The organism is Aureispira sp. CCB-QB1, from assembly GCF_000724545.1.
Lineage (GTDB): Bacteria > Bacteroidota > Bacteroidia > Chitinophagales > Saprospiraceae > Aureispira.
Map to the genome: position 1 here is coordinate 11926 of NZ_JHBV01000141.1, position 22496 is coordinate 34421.

Here is a 22496-nt window from a genome sequence, read left to right on the forward strand (position 1 = left end):
AACAAAATAATATCTTATTACTGCTTGGACAACTGTCCCCACTTAAACTCTCTTTCTTCTCGTTGTGTCAAATTAAATTGCTTGTATTGTTTATTTAAAACGGCTACATTATTCTTTACAGTAATGTATTTTTGCCAATTAAAGCTGTCAATAGGTGGTTCTTTTTCACTTAGTAAATGATAATCTATAACTGTTTTATAAATAGTACTTTTATACTGACCTATTGGTTGGTAATAGTAAACTACTTGTTCAACCATTTGGTTTTTCATATTAAGTTTTATCTCCGTTATTTTAATCATTTCTTTAGGGCTCTCTATCTGATATGTTTTATAAATACCAGTACTTCCTAAATAAGTAATCCTATCCTGTCCTACAGAATCCAAACCTTGCTGATAAACTTGAGTTAATTCATTCAAATCTAAATTAACCTCATCATAATAAGTCATTCTCTTCTCTGTATGGTTAATAAACAAAAATTGCTTTCCATCTAGTATCGTTTCTTGACCAGCAAATTTAGAGTAGTATTTTTCTTTACCTTTAACTATTTTACCTTTTTCTAGGTGTATTGGCTTCTTCTCTCCCTTATTTTCATAAGAAGCTACCGTAACCTCCTGTGTATAATAAGATCTATTTTTATAATTATTATAAACCTCTATAAAGTCCTTTCTAAAGTTTTGCGCACTAGCACAACTCACGCCAAGACAACAGAGTAAAATGCCTATTATTTTCATTGTTCTTGATTTAATTTGTTCCACTTATGTACTGACGCCCTTCGTTAATAGTTTTAATTCCTTCGGTCGTTTCCTTTTTAGTTTTTTCTAATTGACCTCGTTCATCATAAATATAGAAGGTAGCATAGTTATTATCATCTAATACAGCCGTATTTCGCAAGGTTGTTTTGTCATATACGTATGCTTGCATAGCTGAACTAAAAGGTTGCATTCTCAAGTCATCTAAATATACTTCGTTCCCAAAGTTAAAGACAAAGATTTCGAGACTTGCTGCATTGTTAGGAATAACGACATCACCACTTACTCTTTGCCAATGTTCTATCATAGATCCCTCTGGTTTTATTGCTACATCGGCACCTATTTGATTCCCTGTAATATCCTTGAATCTTACACCAACATGTACTCCTGGATAACTAACTATATTATAAGTATCATACTTTCGTTTAACCCATGCACTAAGTGTATATTTTTTACCAGCTTTTGGAGTAAATTTCCCCAAACAATTACATGCAGTTGGTAAAGGTTCTAAAACACTATCATCTAATGCAGTCGTTGTTGTTCTCATCATCTTCGGTATATTCATACTTGCTGTTTCTATACCTTCCTGTAGATACTGCAACACATGTTGTCTATTATAGCCTTGTTTTGATAACGCATCAGCACAAGCGACTTCATTAATTTCTGCCAAAGGAACTGGTTCAAAAAACAGAGCCGAATTGGTCTCTATCTTACAGCTAGCTTCTCCTGTATGGCTTTCATTATAATCTACAACAATATCATTTCCACCATTCCAATGAGCATTACACCCTTTTGGATAATTTTCAAAACCATCATATAATAATTCATTGTATCGTGCATTTTGGGCGACAGCAATAGGCAAATTGTTATTGTATCCATATAAGGCAGCACTATAATTTCCTAATGCATCCACAGTCTCCAATTCATACCCATCAGCACTGTACTTTGTAGCCAAACCGCTTCTTTGCCAAGCTCTTCCATTAGTGCCCGTCCAATTAAACAATGCAAAATCTTTGAATGTTCCTTTGTCTCTTATACTAGCACTACTTTGATCTCTTTCTGTCACATATGTAAAGGAAGTCCAAGGTCTCCAGTTTCCTTTTGTTCCATTTCGGTAATAATTCGTACTAGCACTAGGGATATACGACATGTTATCACCATCACAAATAGGAACTTCTGTAGCAATTACATCTGAAGCCGTACAATCTAGAGTTACGGTCTGTTTTGGAGTGGAGTTTCCTGTTTCAAAAATTTCGACAACATGACTTCCCACACCTCTTAACGGTATATTTACCGCAATCGCATTTCCTGTTGTATTAAATGCCTCTGTTGCAAGTAATTTCCCTGTGCAAGATTCATATAACTGAATGAATCCTATTTCATTCGTTGGCAGGGTTATGGATAATTGATCTACATCAAAATCTTTAACTTTACCTACATTTACTTGTTGGTTATTGATGATATGTACCCCATGAGGAATATTTTGCAACGTTACCTCATTTTGAGAAATGACATCATATTTAAAGTCATACCAAATTTGGCTGTGATCATTATTTATATAGTTAGGATAAAAAGGATGACAACCGCCCAAATTAGTGGATGATACTATCCCTAAAGGAGGCGGAGCAAACACATTGTGCCTTAATCCTAATTTTGCTGTACCATCCATAGCTTGCGCTTCTTGTAGGGTCATATAAGAGCACAATTCGCCCGTTATTGCATTTATCTGCCAAAATGTTCCTGTATGGTTGGTTAACCTACTAGCTATATCAGAAAAATTATTAAATGGATAATTAGGTGGCTGCCACCCTGAATTTGATGTAAGTCCTGCGGGAGCATTGCTCCATAAGAAATTATACGTTATCAACGACGGTAAGAGGGGTGACCAATTTTCATTACCAAATATATCAATAATAGGAAAACTTTGTAATCCGCCCTTTGGCATGCATTCGTATTGTTTATGTGGGCGTTCAGGAGCATAATTTGAGAAATTCGCCTCAAAGTAACCTTTTATGAATTCACAAGATGCTCCTTGAGTAGTTAAATTAGTAGGCCAATCACACCCGTCCACTTTTAAGTTACGAGTTAGACTACAAGGAATCAATATATCATCCCCTTTATAGCTACAGACACCACTTACGGTATAATTGGTATAATCTACAGGAAGAGGATTTCCTGTGCTAGGGAGAATTATTTTCACTTCATAATCTCTTGGCGTTGGTACGCACATATCTATAGTACTAGGACACAAACCACTGGTAGTTACAGCACTAGCGGGTACAGGCTCACCATCTACTTGTATTTCTATATTTCCAAACTTCAAATGTTTGGTAAATGCCGTTTCATGATTTTCTTCTCCATTTAAGCTTTCATATAGACTAGGATCCACACAATATGTTGAAGAGCATATATCTGCTTCTTGACAATTTTTAGCATTGGGCCAAAAGTCTCTATATTTAATGGCAGTAGCATTTAAAATATCGCTTTCCTCTGTAAAAGCTAATGTTGACTCATCTCCAATATTGATATTAGGAGAATAATTCAATTTTTTAGCAGCAATAGCTCCTGCTGGAGCACCAAGCATGTTCTTTCTTCCTGAACGTATAATGGTTATTTTATCTATAGATGGTAAAGCAACAATACTTCCATCCATCATAGCTAATCCAATATAACCAGTCGTAGCATTAGGAGTAGCTTTAGAGACTGTGTATACAGTAGCTTTTAACCTTGTCCAATTTCCCCACGTGTCCTTAGATTCTATATACACTTCATCCCCTTCTATAAAAGGAAAACTAGTTTCATTAATCGCATATAACCCATCTTGAGCTCCAGTTGTAACCTTGGGCATATTGGCTTCTACAATCGTCCCCACATTTTTAAATGCAGCAGCCATTCCATCATATTTCCAATGTGCCTTTTGTGTATAAGAATAAATAGGATCGTTAAACTCATTCATTGTTTGAGTCAACAAAGGTTCACTGGTCAAAGCATCAAAAACTAAGTTTTCTGTTTTTATAGTAGAGTTTTGAGTCGTTATCGTCGTTGATTTTAAAATCCCTTTTTTATGAATAAACTTCTGAACTACTGCTGTTTTTAAACTAGAACTAGTACTTGATACTCCTCCTGAAGCCAACATAGGGAAAGGGAGACAATAAGGCGCATTAACTGTAATAAGACCGCTCACCAAGTTAACATCTAATGTAAAGTTATCTGAAGACTCTTTATTCTCATTAGTCTCTACTTGAATATCTACTTCTACCCCCAATCTTGCTTTTTTATAAGTTCCATCCTCTGTAAATACGTCTACTTCACTACTAATATTACCATCCTCATCCGTAAAGTATTCATACTCTTGCTTGGATATTATTGTTCCTTTATAGCCTTTTTCAGTGTTCGGGTAAGTTTTTTGTACGATTGATTTAGGTTTCCCTGGCATATCATTAAATGTCAAACTATACCCTTGACTAACACCTTCATATCTCCTAAATTCTGTATAAATACCAGGAATTGGTATCATTTTATATTCAGGTCCTACTTTGTCTAACTCTGTCTTATCAAATACAATAGGAAACTCTTTAGGGCTATAAAACTCATACTCTGTAATAGGCGTCGTCATGCGTTTTTGCTGTGGATCTTTAGCTGTTAAACTCTTAACAGTTACCTTTCTATATCCCACAGATGCAGCTGGATAATGTGCCATCATAACAGGCAACTCCATAAAGAGATTATTCGGCTGTTGTAAGGAGTTTGCTTGTTGGTAAGGGTTTGCAGTAACCATAGGGTTCTGTTCTTTTCCAACAAAAGGTTCATAAGCAACCCCACTACTAATTAGCTCTCCATCTTCTTCTATAGTATAATCATATGTTTGACCATATTCTGCATCTTTATAATCAGAATTAGAACCACCTGTCATAGCTTTCCAGTTATCTTGAATCCTAATTTCTTTTACACGTACTCCTCCTCCCTTTTTCTTGCCATCGGGTACTTGTAAACGAATTTGAGAAAAACCATCTAAGTATATTTGATTACACCAATCTTGAAGCTTATAATAATACTTATACCCAGACATCATAGATATTATCTCTGGCAAAGCAGAAAATAACGCCCCTGTTCCACTTGCAGATTTAGTTCCATGAACTAAATCTGAACGATTAAATCTTAGGTGTTGAAAAGCAGCATCACGTATAGGATGTAGATGATCTTTGGCAACTCCAAAAGCCTGAAAAGGAACCGCATATAATGTAACATAGCCTACATCAAAAGCACCACTCCCTGCATTTGTACTTCCATCGCTACTACGAGCTACCCCATAATCAGCTACAGGTGTATTAGCTCTCAAGTTACCATATCCCGATACAAAGTCAACTTCTTCGTTATTTCTATTGGTTTCACTATTATTTAAGAGATTAGTAGCTGCCTTAAAATACAACTGCTTTGTTTCTCCTATATAATGATCTTTAAACCATTCTGCAACCCCCTCCATATCATTTGTGTAAGCACTATATAGAGGATCTGTAGCATCTGGAATAGCATTTTTTAGTGGAAAATAAATTCGATAACTAAAATCAGGACTAATTAAGTCTCCACCGTAATACTGATCGGTATTTTTCAAGCTTCCTTTATTAGGATTAGTAGGAGACGTTCTACTTCTAATATCACCTCCAGGAAATCCAGTTCCTAAGTGCATAATTTCATACAACTGCATGCTCTTTTTATCCTCTACATAAGCATAATCTTTTTGTTCATACTCTATATACATACTACTCCCTGTCGGTAAATCTATTCGGTTCAAATTCCATGGTGCATTATAATTGACATCATAAGCTATATTAGGAATAGCATATTTATTCGTAATAGGTTGAGCCGTATAAGGAAATTGATGATAGGGATAGTTTGCTCCATTCTTCTTATAGTTCCCCCAACAATCATTATCCTTTAAAGAATAGTTTTCATTGACACCATAATGAAAAACATAAGGACTCGAACTACCTTTGGTAGAATTTTGATACGTAAACCAAAGTTTTCGTAAAGTTAATTTTCCTCCGTTTCCTTCTCTATTAGGGATTCCTCGACACAACTCTTTGTTAGAATCTGTTTCATATCCAAAATGTGTTACTTTTAGAGGAACTGGCGTAGTTTTCTCATACTCTTCTATCGTATACAGTTTGATTTTACTTAACTTGTGCATTCTATCTGAAGACATTACATTAGATGGCTTCCCTCCATTTTCAGTCAACGATGCCCCTAGTGCGTCTTTTCTCTCTTCTAATTCAAAAACAGCTACGTGTGTTTTTGTTCTAATTTCTTTTAAATAATAAAGTTCTTTTGTTCCTTTAGAATAACTTCCTTTATCATCATAATCTTGTCCTGTTCCAGGCATATAAATTGCTCCCTCATATGGAGCTCTCCAGTGATAGTTATTAGATTTTTTCTGATATTTAAAGTCAACCCAATAACCTAAATCATCGGGACTTAAACCATCTCCTTTTACATCAACATAATCAGCAGATACAACAGAAGTGAGCATCCAAGAATGGGCATAAGAAGGTAATTTTTTCTTATCTAAAAACTCAGGTTTTTTACTCCAAACGCCATCTGCCTTATCATAACCTCCTGTTGGTACATCTGTTGTGCTTGCTGGAATTTCATCTCCCGTTTTAGGAACCGAAAAGTTGGCATCTTCCTGCTCTATATTGTACGCTGGCAACCCATATGTATATCGCATCCCATCAGGTTCTAAAATGGATATTTCGGATAGATGATCTTCTTTTTCAGGCGTATAATCTGCATTCTTAGATACTTCTTCCCCTGTAGGGCTATAATACTTGTACGTATTTGTTGTTCCATACTCAAGCGTTTGTTTCTGAGTTAAAGCTTGAATAACCCTTGTTCTTGGTGTATTAGACAATTTTTCTGTAAAATTGGCAGCATTTTGATCAACAGGCAACTTATCTGAAGTACTAAAAGCTTGCATTTTTACCCCCCCTCCTGCTATTTTATCAAGATCTATTCGTACCGCTTTATCATCCTTCCAAGCATCATACATAGAATTTGTTTCTAGTATAGCGGGGCGATCTCCCATATCTTTAAAAAAGGTCGATTGGAATTTTACATTATTGCTTTGATTTGATTGAAAATCAAAATTGCTTAATAATCCATCTCCATCTGCCCATTCTCCAGTAGTAGACGTTGCTGTTCCTATATTAGAGGGAATCCCTCCCAATCCCAATTGATAATTAATGTTACAAGATGCGCTATTTAAGGGAGGTGGTCCTGTGATTCCTAGATCCACACTTGTTCTATCTTGTATGGTTCTACTGACTACTTTGGCTGGAGAAAAAGCTCCTAATTTTGAATGATAGGCTTTAAATACACTACTTACTCCTTGTCCTGTAACGGCAAAAACGTCGTTTGTTATATTAGAGGGAGGAATAAATGGTATCTCCCGACTATAATTAAATGGGGTATGACTAAAATCTGTTAAAGCCGCTTCATGAGCAACACCTTCGTTATTATATAGATACCCATAACTATTGATCTCTCGCTCGATTCCGTTTTTTTCTACACTTGATACAGAGCTATTAAATGTATAATTAAAAGGAAATTTTGATTGAAAACTGCCCAATTCAGGAAAAGAGCTCTCATCGCCACTTCCTGGAATAAATCCCATCTTATAGTTTGAACTAGTCATGAAATTATTCATTTCCATGGTAGTAGCAGGAACTCCTTGATTAAAATTAAAAGTTATTCCTCCTGTATTTCTTGTTGGCGTATAGCTCTTCTCTACTTCGTATTTCTCACCTGTTTTAGGATCTTTCAGTTCAAAAACTCTGTTATAAATACTACTAACAGAACCTGTTAATGAAATATTTTGTAACCCCTGTCTAGAATTATATTGACCAGATACTCCCAAAGAGGCATTGAGCCCCTTTTTAAAACTTGTTCCAACATTAAGAGAAGCTCCAATTCCAATTCCTTCATGTGGGTCATAAGATAAATTAAGACCGAGTTGAACAGCACGTGAAGTCAACTGTGGATTATAATTTACTCTATATCCTAACCCCTTATAATTATTGAAGTAAATTTGGAACGTATAGCTTGAACTAGCTTGAAAATCAGGCTTAGGCTCTTCCATCCCTATTCTTTCTTTTGTTTGTAAAAACAAAGAAACTCCATCTGTTACGTTATCGCGCATATGTCGCTCATACTTAACTTTATCTCCATTAAAATCGTCCGGTAGTCCCCTAAGGTTTCGATTAACTGCTCCTACATTAACATTCCACCCTAGTCCAACCCAACTCGCTTCTTGATCTGTTCCTATACCTGAATGATAAGCCAAGTTAATGGGGTATCCTCCATTTGGTCCAGGTACCGACAATAATGGAATATTGTAGGTAAAATCGCCCGTATATAGATTGACCATATCTGTAGTACCCACTGGTTCAAAACTTGCATATTCTTCCTGAGCAGGACCAGACGTTAGTGCATATACTTCAGCAGAATATGTCTGCAAAAATAGAAATAATAAAAAAGCAACTATAGTTCGACTTTTTCTTCTAATGATTAGCATCATGGTTATTATAAGGTTTTTATTTTCAACGTATTTTGGAAAACATGTTTTTTAAAGAGTAATTTAATAGTTCCCATTCCGAGTACTCTATCTTCAAAAACAAAGGTTATATCTTGATTAATCGTACTGTTTTCTTTTTTCTTAAATCCTATAGCAAATTCTACATAGGGTGTGACGTCATAATTTCGTACAAATTGGAACATGACACAAGGAAAAGTATCTTGCCCTGATAATAGGTATAAATCATCTTGCATATCAAATGTAAAATAGCCTAATCTCTTCTGGTATTCTTGATTAGAAGGAGCATCAGCCCCAACTGGCGATAAGCTTCCTTCTTTATTTTTTATCCTAAAATTATAATGCAAATAGCTCTCTCCTAGTTCTTTCTTTCTAGTCTCAAGTATTTTTTTTGATAAACTAAGACTCCGTTCCTCTTGGGCTACTATAAAATCTAATGGTTTATATTGAGCTGTAAATTCAAATTTGTTTACAGTTTTAGACTGTATAAAACCATTCTTGGGATTTTTTATCCATTGAACATACTCTATAGGTGGCAGTGTTTGTTCATTTGCGCAACTCATAATACACAATAGACAACACATCACAAATATTAGTATCTTATATCTATACTCCATTATTTAGCCTCCCCTCTATAACGTTTATTAATATACTCTAAAGCTTTATTTGTAACATCATACTCTTCTTTTGCTCCCATTAGAGAACCATTTCCTGTTGCTCCAAAAATATAATCATAACCACTCTCTTCCGTAAAATCTTTTAAATACTGATTTAGTTGACTAGATATTTGCTGTTGGTATTGTTGAGTTAAAATGTTGTTATCTTCTACAAATTGTTGTTGTTTGACAATGTATTCATTTTTAACTCTTTCAAAAAGTCTTATATCATTATCTGTAGCTTTTTGATTATTAACCATTTGTTCTAATCGATTGAGCTCTAAACTTAAACTATCCATAATAGCTTTTCTCGCCAATTGCACTTCTTTCATTCTCCGATCTAACTCTTTAGACATCTCAAATTCAGAATATAGTTTTGCATTGGTTACATAAGCTGTTTTTAGATCAGTTTTAGTATTCATCATTTGGAAAATTAATCCAAAACCTAGTAACAAGGATAAGAGTATCCATGGTATTGACTGTTTCATCTAGTTTATATTCTCTTAAATCTCAAAAATTGTTTCTCTCCTTTATCATTAGCAATCTCTAACAAATAAAACTTCGTCAAATCTAAGTTATTGGGTAGTGTTAGTTTATACCGATTGGTTCCAATTCTTTTTTCAGCCAAGCTCGGCAAATCTACATTCTCTAAACTAACCCCACTAACAGGATCTCGCTTATCGTCATACACAACAAAATTCAATGTTCCAGCTCTATACTCTTCCTTATAATTAAAATAAACAACATTCTCTACATCTGTAATTGGATAATAACTTGAATTTAGAATATCTTTCAATTCAGCATATACAACTGGTGTTTTGCTATTTATATTAGTCCTCATATTATAAGCTATACGACGTTGACGAGTAGCATCATCACTAAAACCTACCATCAAATTGTATTTATCAATAGGCTCTGCTAAAGTTCTTGTTGCTACCCATATATCATTCATATAAATTTCAACAACCTTATTTCCTGTAAAGCGCAACTCTATGTCAAAGCCTCCTTTGGGATAATGAAAATTTGGTATATATCGATAGTTTTGCCAATTCCATGTAGATTCTCTTCCAACTGTGTGTACCCTTCCGTCTGGACCAAAGACGATTTGAAAAGGATAGTCTAAGAAAAAACTAGGTACTGGCAATGGATTTGTTGCTGCTTGAAGTCTTATCGCAAATCCTGCATTATAATTATCTGTATTACTATGTTGATTTGGAAAAGCAGGATGTTCGGCAGCTACTCTAAGCTTTACACTACCTCCACCTTGAACGACATCTATAATCACAGTAGGATCATACGAATGTGTCCTATAATCTGATATCGACTGCATAGGGGTATCAGGTGTACAAGTAACATGATTATCAACTATTTTTAAGATAGAATTTACTGGATCTGCTTTTTCTAACGTCAACTTGTCTAGTATCTCATACGTTTCAACTTTACTTGCTCCACTCCCATTGGTTATTGTCACCACATAATCTCCTTTAGACAAATTGCTAATATTATTAGAGGTAGCTCCTGTTGACCATTGGTACGTATAACTATTATTTACATAGCTCAAATCTAGGGGAGATAAAGTTATATTGCCAGTTGCGCCATATTTGTTATTATGATTGATAACCGTCTTAACAACTGGCATGGTAGAACAAAAAGATGATTTTAAATCATAAGCTATACGACGATCTAAATTAGGACGTTCATTAAATCCAACAGCAACAACATATTCATTGGTTGTTTTTTGAGGTAATGTTGTCGAATAAATCAAGGAAGATTCTAAGTATACCTCTATTTGGCGATTCCCCAAAAAACGAACCTCAAATTCACTACCTTCTGTATACTCAAATCCAGAATAAGTACTAACGCCAATATCATTTACCCCTTTATCAGTAAATATTTTCTCTGGCAACCTCCCTCCTGTAACGACTCTTAAGTTAGCATCATAGATAAAAAGAGGATTTAACACAGGATTGGATAATTCTTTGGTTTCAAATAGTGCTATATAAAAAACAGGTGGAGCTGTTGAACTTGAGTTAGCTATTTGATTTGGGAAATTAGGATGTGTTTTCGCAAACTTGGCGAAAATACTTCCTGTTTGGTTTTGAATATCTATTGGCGTTTTATCATAACAATGTGTCTGTTGATTTGCTATGGTATCACCATAAGGCAAATTGGGATTCACGGTCACACTATTACCTACAATGGATAAAGTGGGATCTCCTGGTATCAATTTTGCTAAATCCCACTTTCTATAAATCGAAACGTCTATAATCTCTGTGCTTCCATCTTTAGTTACAGTACAAACATAGTCCCCCATAGCCAAATTACTTAGAGCATTAGTTGTATTACCATTATTCCATAAATAAGAATAAGTACCTGTTAGAATTGGTGTCAGAGTAATGGAACCTGTACTCGTTCCACATTCTGTATCTGTTGTATTTATAGATACAAAAGTTGGACTTTGGGCGTATATGCTAATAGTAATTACATTATATAAGCATACATAAAATATCTTATTAAAAATTATAGACTGGAATTTCATGTGTTTTTGATAAAAGGTTATTGGCTATTAGGCTGTTTATAAAAAAAATATCAATGTCACCTTCCAATTATGAAAGGAGACAATGTATTAGATTATGAAAAAATAATCTAATATTTCTTTTAATAATACCTTAATAAGAAGAGTTTGTTTGTGAAGATTTTTTATGGGTTATATATAAAAGTGAGTTGCTTTTGAAAAATGGGTAGTTGTTTTCATATATGAGTTATTGTTTAGTATCCAAACACAAAAATAATTCATCAATTTTTCATGAACTATTTTGTCATTAAACTAAAACATCCATTCTTTAAATGGATGTATAATAAAGATGCGGCAAAGGTAAATCAAATATACAGACAAAGCAAGTGTGTTGATGTTATTTATTTTTGAAATATATGATGTAGTTAACTTATTATCAACCTGTAAATTGCTATTCTCCTATCCCCTTAAAGCATATGTTATGCTCCTTTCAAGACTAAATCCTAGTTTAAGAAACTCCAAATCAGAGTGATAGTATTCCCGTCACCTAGGTTTATTAGGTGACAATCCTTGCATGGACGTTACTAATTTGTAACTTGGTAACAATAATTCATATTCCAAAGTTGCCCCCAAAAATGCGTTGCCATTTTAAAATACTTAATTTTCGATTTCTCTCAGAATAAGCATCATTAACCCATTCTGCATAAAATTCTACCTTCCTCTTAAAGTTTTGATATTTAATTTCATCCCAGTGCCTATTAAAATTCTCCATTTCTAAACAAGGATTCATAACAATTGGCATCACCGAGTGAGCTTGCAACCATTCGTTAAGTCGGTTTACAATAGTTTTAAAAGATGTTGGAAAATCGCAAAATTCTATAGAAATATCTTCATTTTCTGAAATAAGATTTCCAAGCATTGTATTCAAAAGAATTGACTTTACAGAGAAATTTTGTTTAGAATCTCTCAAGTACTTCAAAAGCCGAATAGACATAACAAAGTAATTTTTAGGAATTATTGAATTCTTTTCCATTAGCCAATTTGTATATCCAAAAGAATCTGTTCGCTCGTATTCATTTGTATTTCGATTTAAGATTTGATATTTTTTTCCAAAAAGTCCATTAAATATATCTGTTCTCAACAAAGGAACAATATCTAAATGGAATTCTCCCGTGTAGTCTAATGTTATACACCTTGATTTTCTACCTACTTTTCTTCTATATACTGGATTTGCTTTAAACAGTGTATAAAGATTTTCTATGTAATCTCTTGCTTCCCACCCTCGTTCTTCATTCACCCGAATAACAACATCAACATCAAACTCTTTATTCTTCTTAGCTGGTTTAATTATAGTATGATGAGCATAGGAACCTTGAGGGTACATACCCTTTATTTGAAATGAACTTTTATCTAAAAAATTTTGAACAGCTCCTACATGACGATTCAATCGGTTAATCCTTGTTTTATTCAAATTCACATTTGCATGCATGAATTTTTTGAATAGTGCAATACTTTTCATTTATATATTGTTATTTTGTATTTCGATGAATACCACCTCCATACCATTTTCCTGTTGCAAGCCACATTTCATAATAATGTAACCAAAGAGATGTCCAAGGAACTATTGTTTTAGCAATAATTTTTTGTGCAGTCCATTCTTCAGAAGGTGGATAATAAAGACAAAGATTTTTTCCCTTGTAAATATGTGGCGGATTCTTTCCATTTGGAAACAAAAGTTTAGGATGTTTTATAAAAACTTTTGGGACACTGTTTTTTTTATACTGAATTTGAACCCTATACTTACCTGATAAAGGATCTGGTTGGATTAAACCTTCCCAGATAAATTTGTCAGGCTTAAGATTGGATTTTACAGTTTCATACCTCACTTTTAATGCAACTAGTTGTTTTGTAAGGCTTATAGTTCCTTTATCTTTAGTTATTTTACTCCTCCCCATAAAATGTATTTTTTGGTACTTTTGAGACTTTTTTTATCCCGTCAATTTTTGTGAGAGATGCATTTTTTCCAGATACTCCTAAAAGACCATCTTTTCTATGATTACCAACTCTTTCATTATGAAATTCTTCTAAAGCTTTATTGATTGTTCTTTCGCCAAAAGATAACTTAAGAGTTTCCCCTATCAGGTGAACGCCTTGCTTGTTAAAAGCTTTTTCAAGTGTATTTTTAACACTATCTAGCCACTCTCTAAATGCGTATTCTCTCCTTATATCTGATTCCCATTTATCAGCAAAATTTTCAGTTCGATCGGTAGGGTTTTCTATCCACCGGATGTATTCCCCTTGAGAATTTTTTTTATTCTCAATATGATTTGGCATTTCATCTATAATTGCCTTGGCTATTGTGTATAAATCATCATTTACAAAACTCTGGATACTAGCATATGCTTTTGCTGCTAATGTTGTAATGATTATAGAAATTGGTTTTGCTTCTCTTTCTTCTTCTGATTTATCTTTATACTCTATATCCCGATGCCGTTTAAGAATTTGTATAACTCTTTGAAGAGGTGTTTTTAATGCATAAGTGGGGACTTCTTCTATTTGACATCCCATACTCTTAGCCATCAATTTGACATGATTATTATAGTCAAAGGACTTTTGGAGTTGCATCTGTATTTTGAACCATTCAGCATACCCTTTCGGGTTACTTGTCATAAATCGTTTATGAACATTATCAGTAATCAAGATAGCGTTTTTTCGAAATGGATTGTCTTCCTGTATAAATACTTCATTTGGAATAGCAGGAAGAATGTCAAGATGAAATGGAATAGGCTCTTTTCCAGAATATAAAAGAGTCCAACACCTTCGCTTCTCTTCGTCAAGCATATTTTTATACTTTCCATTAGTCTCTAACTCATCTCCGACCATTTCTTTTAGCCGAGCCCAGGTTGTGTCATCCTTTGAGCATTCTAAACAACAAACTAAATCTATATCACATCCATCTTCTTCAAAAATGGGTTTTGTTACGGTTCCAATCAAAAAAGAGCCTTGTGGGTAAATATGTGGAGAGTATTTAGAAAGAGCTGAATCCTTTCGCCCTAGCCACTCTCCAACGCTTTTATACCTGTCCTCTGCTGTTTTATAAAGAGACAATGGAATATCAATTTCATCTGAAATTTTTTCTAAAAGTTGTGAGTATTCTTTTGTTTTTTGATGTTGAGATACAATCATATTAAAGTTTTATGTGTGAAAAATATTTTACAAAGATGTATAGCAGTCAGGAATCCGAAGAGTTTCAAAGAAACCACTTCTATCTCGGTTTTGGTCATAGATGATAATTGGTAGATCTGCTTTAGGCATATAAACTTTTCCAAATTCTATTGCTAGAGCTGCTGGCATTGCTGTGAACAGATGCAAAATTACCTCTTCTCCATGTATATGCTTTACCTGATTGAGTAATTGTTTGACTGCTTCTCGAAAGTGCCTAGCTTGATGAGAAGATTTTAGAAAGTCATTATTACAGTTGGATATACGCAATTCCCAAATACTACTATCACCTCCTAAAACATTGGTTATTCTGTCACTATGAATATCTGCACTGATAGATATTTTTAAGACAATGTGTTTTCTTGTTGTATCTTTCGGAGGAATAATTTGATACTGATTCTCTTTTGTTTTTGTTCGCCATCCCCAAGAAACCCCTTCTCGGTTTTTCGGATAAATAGAAGTCTTTTTAATATCCCCTAAAAGTACCCCAAGAAGTATGAGAAGAGGCTGAGGAGCTATAGCGAATACACTTACCTGAGTAATTTCTTTTTGGGTAACCTTCTCTGCTATTAATCGTTTATACTTCCGTATCAGATTCTGTGAATGATAGTGCCAATAACTTGTTTCAGAATCTCTTGCTTCATCATCAGATACAGACAAAATAATAGGCATATCTTCTGCTGGATACACCTCATCTCGTATCATCGCATTTTCTGCCTCTTGCATATTTATTTGAAACAGGCGCTTACCAATAGGTGCACTATAAAAAATCATAAAAGATTGTTGATCTGTTGTGATACTTGTCAATCTCTTTATCCTTTCTTCATGTTCCTTTTTTATCTTTAAAAGCCTACTTGCTGGATATTCCTTTTGGGCTTCATTATCAATCATTCTGTGATGAGTATCACAAAGTAACATAAGATTGCTTATATCTTTTGACAACTTGGGTGAGAGATCCTCATCATATCGATGCGTTTTGTGATTTACATCATAAATATGTGCTACATAAGCAGAGTTGACGTGTTTGTTTGTTAAAAGATCTTGATACAAGATTTTATTACAAATATAACAACGCCCTGCTGCTTTTGCCCAGAGTAAGTTGTAAATCTTGTTGGGAATTGTGGGTCTACTACTTTTTTCTTTCTTTGTTTTTTTTTTCATAGAATTTGTTTCAAGGTATAAAATACTGTAAATCAATTTACATTCCATGACGCTTTATACCTCTTTATTATGACACGATGACATTTTTTGTTTTAAAAAAGCAAACTATCTGTTTTTTTGACAGTTTTTGTTTCTGACAATTCGTCACTTTATCTTGATTTAACATTTACTTTGAGAAGCAGGTGGGAGAGATTGCTTTTGGAAAGACAGTCTTTATTTTCGAGAATGCTTAAATATATGACTTTGACAAAAGTAAGACATTTAAATTAATGTTCCTTCATTCGTATTAACTCTTAAATAAGTTTTTTAGGAAAAGAGTGATAAAATAAAACACCCTCTTTTACTTTACCCAAGTTCAAAAAAATGACCGTTTATGTGAACTCAGTCTTAAAATTAGAAAATCTACAAATTGTTCTACATACATGTATAAGAAACTAGTCTATTTAATCTAAGTTTAATTTTTATTATTCTGATAAGTTTTGTAAACTTATAGCATGAAAATAGGATATGCAAGAGTAAGTACGAAAGATCAATCTTTAGATTTGCAGATTGATGCCTTGAAAAAGGAAGGCTGTAAACAGATTTTCCATGAAGTGGTCAGTGGGGCAAAAACTGAACGGGTAGAATTAGACCGGCTCCTTTCTCATTTACGAAAAGGAGATATTTTAGTGATATGGAAATTGGACCGATTGGGTCGATCACTGAAACATTTGGTTCAATTGGTACATGAATTAAATGAAAAAGGAATCGGACTCCAAAGTATCAATGATCCAATTGATACGACAACTTCTCAAGGTCGATTAGTTTTTAATATCTTCGCTTCCCTCGCAGAATTTGAAAGAGACATTATTCGAGAGCGAACACAAGCTGGACTCAAAGCTGCCAGAGCAAGAGGACGAACAGGAGGCAGACCGAAAGGCTTATCGGAGGATGCACAAAAAACAGCTATTTCAGCCGAAGCGCTCTATAAGGATGAAAAATTGAGTATAGTAGATATTTGTAAAAACCTTTCTATTAGCAAAGCAACACTCTATAAATACCTTAGGCATCAAGGTGTAGATATTAAAGGATTTACCAAACGTAAAAAGTAAATATTAAATGGTCTTTATCTCAAGCTAACATGATTCTAAACAGAGTAATGTTCAGAATACCAATAATTAACCAATCTCTATATTAAAGGTCTAAGAAGCTTTTTCGCCTATTATCATTTTAACTAAAAAATAGCAATTCACTCAAATAAGGGTATACTACTCCCATAGAGTGCATTAAATACACGACTTGATTAAATTCGCTCTTATTCTAGCGATTTTCATAGCAGTAACTAGAAACGTCCTAAGCCGTTAGATAAAAATGTCTGCCACTTTAGACTTTCTTTGAGTTTTTTGGAGTAAATATTTCAATAAAAAAGCAGCTAACAGATTAACTATTAATCTGCTTTTTTACTTTAGAACTCCCTAATTAACGGGCAAATAAAAAATATAAACTTTCCTTTCTTTGTTATAATTATAATTTTAAAAGTTAGACTTAGTTATTTGAAGCTACCTCAAACTCAAATTGTGAATAATGAGTTAATAAAGTGTCATCTAAATTCAGTTGATTAATATAGTAATTGGGTATATAAGTTAATATTTCCTGCTTCATCTCTGAGTTATTAACTTGATTCTTAATCAATGGGACAATCGCTTCCAATAGATAAAACTGTAGCAAATTATTCTGACGACTCATGTTAGGAAGTAAGTCCTCGAATTCTTTTTGCAAAGCATCGGTATTATTTTCAACCCAATATTTTAACACAAAAATGGCATTTTTATACCCTCCTAAGGGGCAATTAGACCAATTGATTGTTGCACAAAGTGGCTGGAATACCTCTTGTACAATCTTTTTTATTGTTACCCCCTCTAGCTTTATTAAACGATATAAAATGTCCCCTGTAGCATAACTAATGTAATCTATTTCACCTTTTTTTAGCAACCTTGGAGATACATTTTCTACAACACCTTTTGTCGGTTGTGCATGTACTAGTGCCAATAAAATACTTTTCGCGTATGAAACCGCGGCTGCTTCGTCTTTGTTAGCACAATGAACTCTAAATATATTGATGTATTGCTCCATTTGCCCCCAAATCATATATTCTATTTCATCTTCTTCTACTAAACTACCAGCAGCCTTAATGGAACGAACTAGAAGGTCAATAGCTTTTTTATAGTTACCTTCACGATATACATGATAAGCAACAGCAGGAAATTTATTGACTTCGACTACTTTCTGAAGTGTATCTTTTTCAAAAAAAGGAAGTTGCCCAGCCTTGTTTAACCACATTTGTGAAGCATCAAGATTTCCAGTTAGTGCACTTGTAAATGCTTTATTGTAACAAATGTGATAATCCGTCAATATCATTTTCTCATCAAATGTTAAAATGGGAGCTAGATGTTCCATACAAGCTTCAAAGACATGCTTATTACCACCTTCTACAAGCTTATTTTTAGGTCTATTTTGCTGCTCAAAATAATTATCTAGCTGTTCTAAAAACGAAACTTTTTCCATAATTATGATATCTATATTATAAGTTTAAATAGAAAACAAACTCCAAATTAGGGACTTACTTTCTTGTTGAATTTTTCCAATTGAGATGTATTGTGTATTTAAAAATGAACGATCAGAAGCTGCAATAAATACCCCTTCCAACTCTAATTGTAACTGATCAGCTAACGAGTGTATTTCTTTTATATTAAATTTAGCAGCATGACCATTTTCCAAAACGAGGGTTACTTCTTGATGTTTTTCCAATACAATATCCGAAGCAAGTATTGTTGCTTTGAAATGGTTGTTAGATGCCATTGGATGTAATTCTACATATACAAAAGAAGGGATTTGAATGGTATATAAACTAGTTAGCAAGAATAATATAAGTGCAATAATAAACAGACTACTATAACGCAAAACCCAATGTGGTTTAGGTAATTTGTAATCCATATTACTTGACAATCGTTCATTTTGTTCTGACATAACTTAGTTTCCTAGTTCTAATTGATTTTTAACTAAATGTAAATAATGCCCCCCCAGTTTCACCAAATCCTGATGTGTTCCTTGTTCCACAATTTTTCCTTTGTTCAATACAATAATCTGCTGAGCATTTTTGACAGTACTTAACCTATGCGCAATAACAAAAACCGTCTTATTTTGAAAAAATTTATTTAAGTTATTCATTATAACATTTTCATTATCTGCATCTAATGCACTAGTTGCTTCATCAAAAAAGAGATACTTAGGGTTTTTATAAATAGCTCTTGCAATTAGAATACGCTGCTTTTCTCCACCACTTAGCCCACTAGCGTTAGCACCAATTTTGGTCAAAACACCTAAAGGAAGTTTTTCTATATAGCTGCCTAGGTTTGCCATTTTAATAGCATTCTCTAACTTCAAATCATCAATTTCTAATTCGTTTGTCGCAATATTTCTAGCAATGGTATCAGAAAATATAAATCCATCCTGCAAAACAGCACCACAATTCTGACGCCACCACTTGGGAGATAACTCTTTTAATGAACAATCATTAATTTCAATTGTCCCTTCATTTGTTGTGTAAAATTTTAGCAGTAGCTTTAACAAAGTTGTTTTACCACTGCCACTGGCACCAACAATTGCTGTAACATTTCCTTCAGGTATAAATAAGTTTAAGTTTTGCAATACTGGTGGTGATTGAGGTCCTTCATAACGAAAAGACAAATCAGTAATTTTAATGCCTTGTTGACTAGGGTTTTTAGGTAAATTCGCTACCTGATGGGGTTGCTCTTCGTTCTGTTTTTGATGAATTTCATCCAATCGCTCAAGGCTTAGTTGTGTATCTTGTAATGATCTAAAAAAGGTAATCAGTTGTTCAATTGGGCTATTCATCTGACCAATGATATAAGTGATACTTAACATAGCTCCTAGAGAAATATTCCCTAATATAACTTGCTGTGCAGCAATGAAAGTAACTACGATATTTTTGAATTGATTAATAAAATTATACCCTACTAATTGATATTGGTCAATTCGCAGAATAGCCATATTATTAATAAATAATTTCACCTGTATATCTTCCCACTGATTCTGCTTATAATCTGCAAAGTTATTGAGCTTTATTTCTTGCATTCCATTGAGAAACTCAAAAATAGAGCTTTGATTTTCAGATCGGTAAGCAAAACTAGAAAAATCTAACAACCGTCGTTGTTTATGAAAAAGGAATATCCAAAATATGGCTACTAAAGTCAATGATAAGTAGATTAGAATAATCCATACATTGTAATAAGCTAAAACAGCTAAAAAGACAATAAAATTGATCAAAGAAAAGAATGTAAATAAGCTTTGGGAAGTTAGAAACTCCTCAATTCTATTATGATCTTCTATTCGTTGCATAAAATCACCGATTTGCTTACTGTCAAAAAAGCTTAAAGGCAATCTAGTTAACTTGTTTAAAAAATTGGCTAAGATCGTGATGTTAGTTCTTGTGCCAATATGCAATAAAATCCAATTACGAATCACTTCAATTAAAGAAGCACCTAGAAACAAAAAGAGTTGCCCCAACAATATTAAGAATATAATATTCAGGCTTTTAAAAGCAACACCTTTATCAATAAGCAACTGTGTCAAAAAAGGAAAAACAAGTGTCAATAGACTTCCTCCTAGTAAACCTATAAACAGTTGTATAATATCTACCTTATAACGTTTAAAATAGGTATACAATGTCTGGATTGATTGTTTTCTAGGTCTCAACTTTTCATCTTCCTTATCATAAAAACTATCTGTAGGACTTAAAATCAAAGCAATAGCTTTTTCTTTTTCTCCCATCCAATTTTCCTCAAAAATGGACTGCTTTAATGTAATAAGTCCATATCTTGGATCAGCAATTTTGAAAATATATTGACCTTTCCATGTTTTTTTTATTTGATATAATACCACAAAGTGATTATCATTCCAATGTAATATAGTAGGTACAAAGTTTTGTTTTATCAATGTACTAGTACTTAACTTAACAGAAAGAGTCTCTATTCCGATCGTTTCAGCAGCTTGAGAGATTCCCAACAAGCTTACTCCATCTTTTGTTATATAACATTCTTCTCTTAAAAATCCCAAAGAGTACTCTTTGCCCCAAAAACTAGCAATCATCTTAAGGCAAGTTGGACCGCAGTCCATATTGTCAAATTGAGGATAAAAAGGGAATGATTTAAACATAGAAATATATAATTTATACTCACCTAAGCAGTCTCTGTCAATAATTGAGCAACATTGTTGGTACGATTAGTTAAGTACTCTAGTACTAAACGATCTTCTATGTTAAATTTAAAAGAAGGACATGCCGGTGTTTTCTCCAACCATTTTTTTGGACAACCACCTCCACAAACAGGTAGGAACTTACAACTTTTGCACCATGAATCATTGGTTGGTATACTGCTATTCCAATCTCGCATAGGATCCTTTCTAAATTCAGAAGCATCTTTATCTAAATGACCATATTGGAAATCACTGCCCTCGTAAACAGGGGTATAAGGAACTTCCCAGCAAGAATAAATATTTCCATAGGCATCAAATACTTCGGATTTTTCATCAACAACCATACAAACGCTGTGATTCCGTGATGGGATAAAGTTATTGTATGTAAAACCTAATTGAATTACCTCAATCATCCGCTCAATTTCATAAGCTCCAAACTCTTCTTTAGACATTGAATTCTCAGCTGCCGCATTATCTCCCCAGTCAGTAACTGGCTGAAAGTCAAATGTTATTTTATCCTTCAAACCAAGAGAGGCCAAATACCAAACTAAATTTCTGATATCTTCTTTATTCCCATTGTTGATATTACATCGAATAACAATAGAACAGCCTTTTTCTTGATAAATAGGATGATCTGTAACTCTTACTATGTTCTTTACGATTGTATCAAAAGTATTACCACCTTTTTTAGTGATACGTCTCTGATCATGTTGCGTAGCCGTACCATCTAATGTAATTTGGAAATGACTTACATCTAATTCTCCTGCCAATTCTTCAAACACACGAGTTTTTAAACCCAATCCATTAGTAATCATATCAGAAAAATAAGTCAAACCATGTTTTTGAGCTATTGCTTTCAAACGAGGTGTTAACGTACGTATTTGTTTAAGCGCTAAGATTGGTTCTCCTCCATACCAAGTAATAGAAAGGCGTTTGTGCCTTGGTTCTATCATAGATTCAATGCGACGTAGCATTTTTTCCTGATGTTCTTCGGACATCGTTTTCTCAGTATGTTCTTGTCCACAATAATCACAACCCAATTGACAATTTGCTCCAGGTTGAATAGTGTACCCCAAACTATCATCATTGTCAATTTCAATTTCATTTTCTTCCAAGATAGAAGTTAGCTCGTCTTCACTGCTACGAACAATCACATGATTAGCTAATAGAGAAGCCATCATTTCCATAGGAACTTTATCAAAATCTCCAGCTACCAATAATTGATAAATATTGTCTTTTATAATTAATGCCTTTCCGCTACGGGTTGCATACACCATCCGATTAGGTGTATCAGAAGTCTCATCTAGCAAATCTGTCACTACCAGATAATAAGATAATTTATAAGCTTTCAT

Annotated in this window: 13 protein-coding genes and 1 pseudogene; 1 reads left to right on the top strand and 13 read right to left on the bottom strand. The window is 33.7% G+C overall.

The features are described from left to right. Positions 1-17: 17 nt before the first annotated feature. The 9 genes from CG11_RS27330 to CG11_RS27370 all read right to left on the bottom strand — a co-directional run bounded on the left by CG11_RS27330 (position 18) and on the right by CG11_RS27370 (position 15891). Positions 18-731 (bottom strand): hypothetical protein, encoded by a 714-nt coding sequence (locus CG11_RS27330; protein ID WP_052600090.1) that lies wholly within the window; start codon positions 729-731, stop codon positions 18-20. Between the two features lie 10 nt (positions 732-741). Continuing rightward, on the bottom strand, positions 742-8322 hold the full coding sequence (locus tag CG11_RS27335; protein WP_052600091.1) for a hypothetical protein: 7581 nt from the start codon (positions 8320-8322) through the stop codon (positions 742-744). A 5-nt stretch (positions 8323-8327) separates the two neighbouring features. Beyond that, complete coding sequence (locus CG11_RS27340) at positions 8328-8900, bottom strand: hypothetical protein (RefSeq protein WP_156039944.1); 573 nt, start codon at positions 8898-8900, stop codon at positions 8328-8330. A 53-nt stretch (positions 8901-8953) separates the two neighbouring features. Continuing rightward, positions 8954-9481: an OmpH family outer membrane protein gene (locus CG11_RS27345; RefSeq protein ID WP_081909677.1), complete on the bottom strand. Its 528-nt coding sequence runs from the start codon at positions 9479-9481 to the stop codon at positions 8954-8956. 5 nt (positions 9482-9486) lie between these two features. Further along, positions 9487-11532, bottom strand: a complete 2046-nt coding sequence (locus CG11_RS27350) for a SprB repeat-containing protein (RefSeq protein ID WP_052600094.1) — start codon at positions 11530-11532, stop codon at positions 9487-9489. A 586-nt stretch (positions 11533-12118) separates the two neighbouring features. Continuing rightward, positions 12119-13027: a cyclic GMP-AMP synthase DncV-like nucleotidyltransferase gene (locus CG11_RS27355; RefSeq protein ID WP_052600095.1), complete on the bottom strand. Its 909-nt coding sequence runs from the start codon at positions 13025-13027 to the stop codon at positions 12119-12121. A gap of 10 nt (positions 13028-13037) precedes the next feature. Continuing rightward, a complete protein-coding gene (locus tag CG11_RS27360; RefSeq protein WP_052600096.1) occupies positions 13038-13463 on the bottom strand; it encodes a hypothetical protein in 426 nt (141 codons plus the stop codon). Beyond that, positions 13450-14694 (bottom strand): nucleotidyltransferase, encoded by a 1245-nt coding sequence (locus CG11_RS27365; protein WP_052600097.1) that lies wholly within the window; start codon positions 14692-14694, stop codon positions 13450-13452. Before CG11_RS27365 ends, CG11_RS27360 begins: the two co-directional genes overlap by 14 nt. A 27-nt stretch (positions 14695-14721) precedes the next feature. Further along, positions 14722-15891, bottom strand: coding sequence for an SAVED domain-containing protein (locus tag CG11_RS27370; protein WP_063833231.1), 1170 nt, complete (start codon positions 15889-15891; stop codon positions 14722-14724). Positions 15892-16385: 494 nt separating this feature from the next. On the opposite strand from CG11_RS27370, the pseudogene CG11_RS27375 reads away from it, so the two are divergent. Next, positions 16386-16955, top strand: a pseudogene (locus CG11_RS27375) (recombinase family protein); the annotation flags it as partial. Positions 16956-17415: 460 nt separating this feature from the next. Here CG11_RS27375 and CG11_RS27380 read toward each other — a convergent pair. From CG11_RS27380 to CG11_RS27395, 4 genes are read right to left on the bottom strand one after another with little or no spacing between them, the layout of a single operon-like run. Continuing rightward, on the bottom strand, positions 17416-18435 hold the full coding sequence (locus tag CG11_RS27380; RefSeq protein WP_052600100.1) for a hypothetical protein: 1020 nt from the start codon (positions 18433-18435) through the stop codon (positions 17416-17418). Between the two features lie 24 nt (positions 18436-18459). Further along, complete coding sequence (locus CG11_RS27385) at positions 18460-18897, bottom strand: hypothetical protein (RefSeq protein ID WP_052600101.1); 438 nt, start codon at positions 18895-18897, stop codon at positions 18460-18462. A 3-nt stretch (positions 18898-18900) separates the two neighbouring features. After that, positions 18901-21105 carry a peptidase domain-containing ABC transporter gene (locus tag CG11_RS27390; RefSeq protein ID WP_052600102.1) on the bottom strand — a complete coding sequence of 735 codons (2205 nt, stop codon included), beginning with the start codon at positions 21103-21105 and terminating at the stop codon, positions 18901-18903. A 23-nt stretch (positions 21106-21128) separates the two neighbouring features. Next, entirely contained in the window at positions 21129-22496 is a 1368-nt protein-coding gene (locus CG11_RS27395; RefSeq protein ID WP_052600103.1) for a radical SAM protein, read from the bottom strand.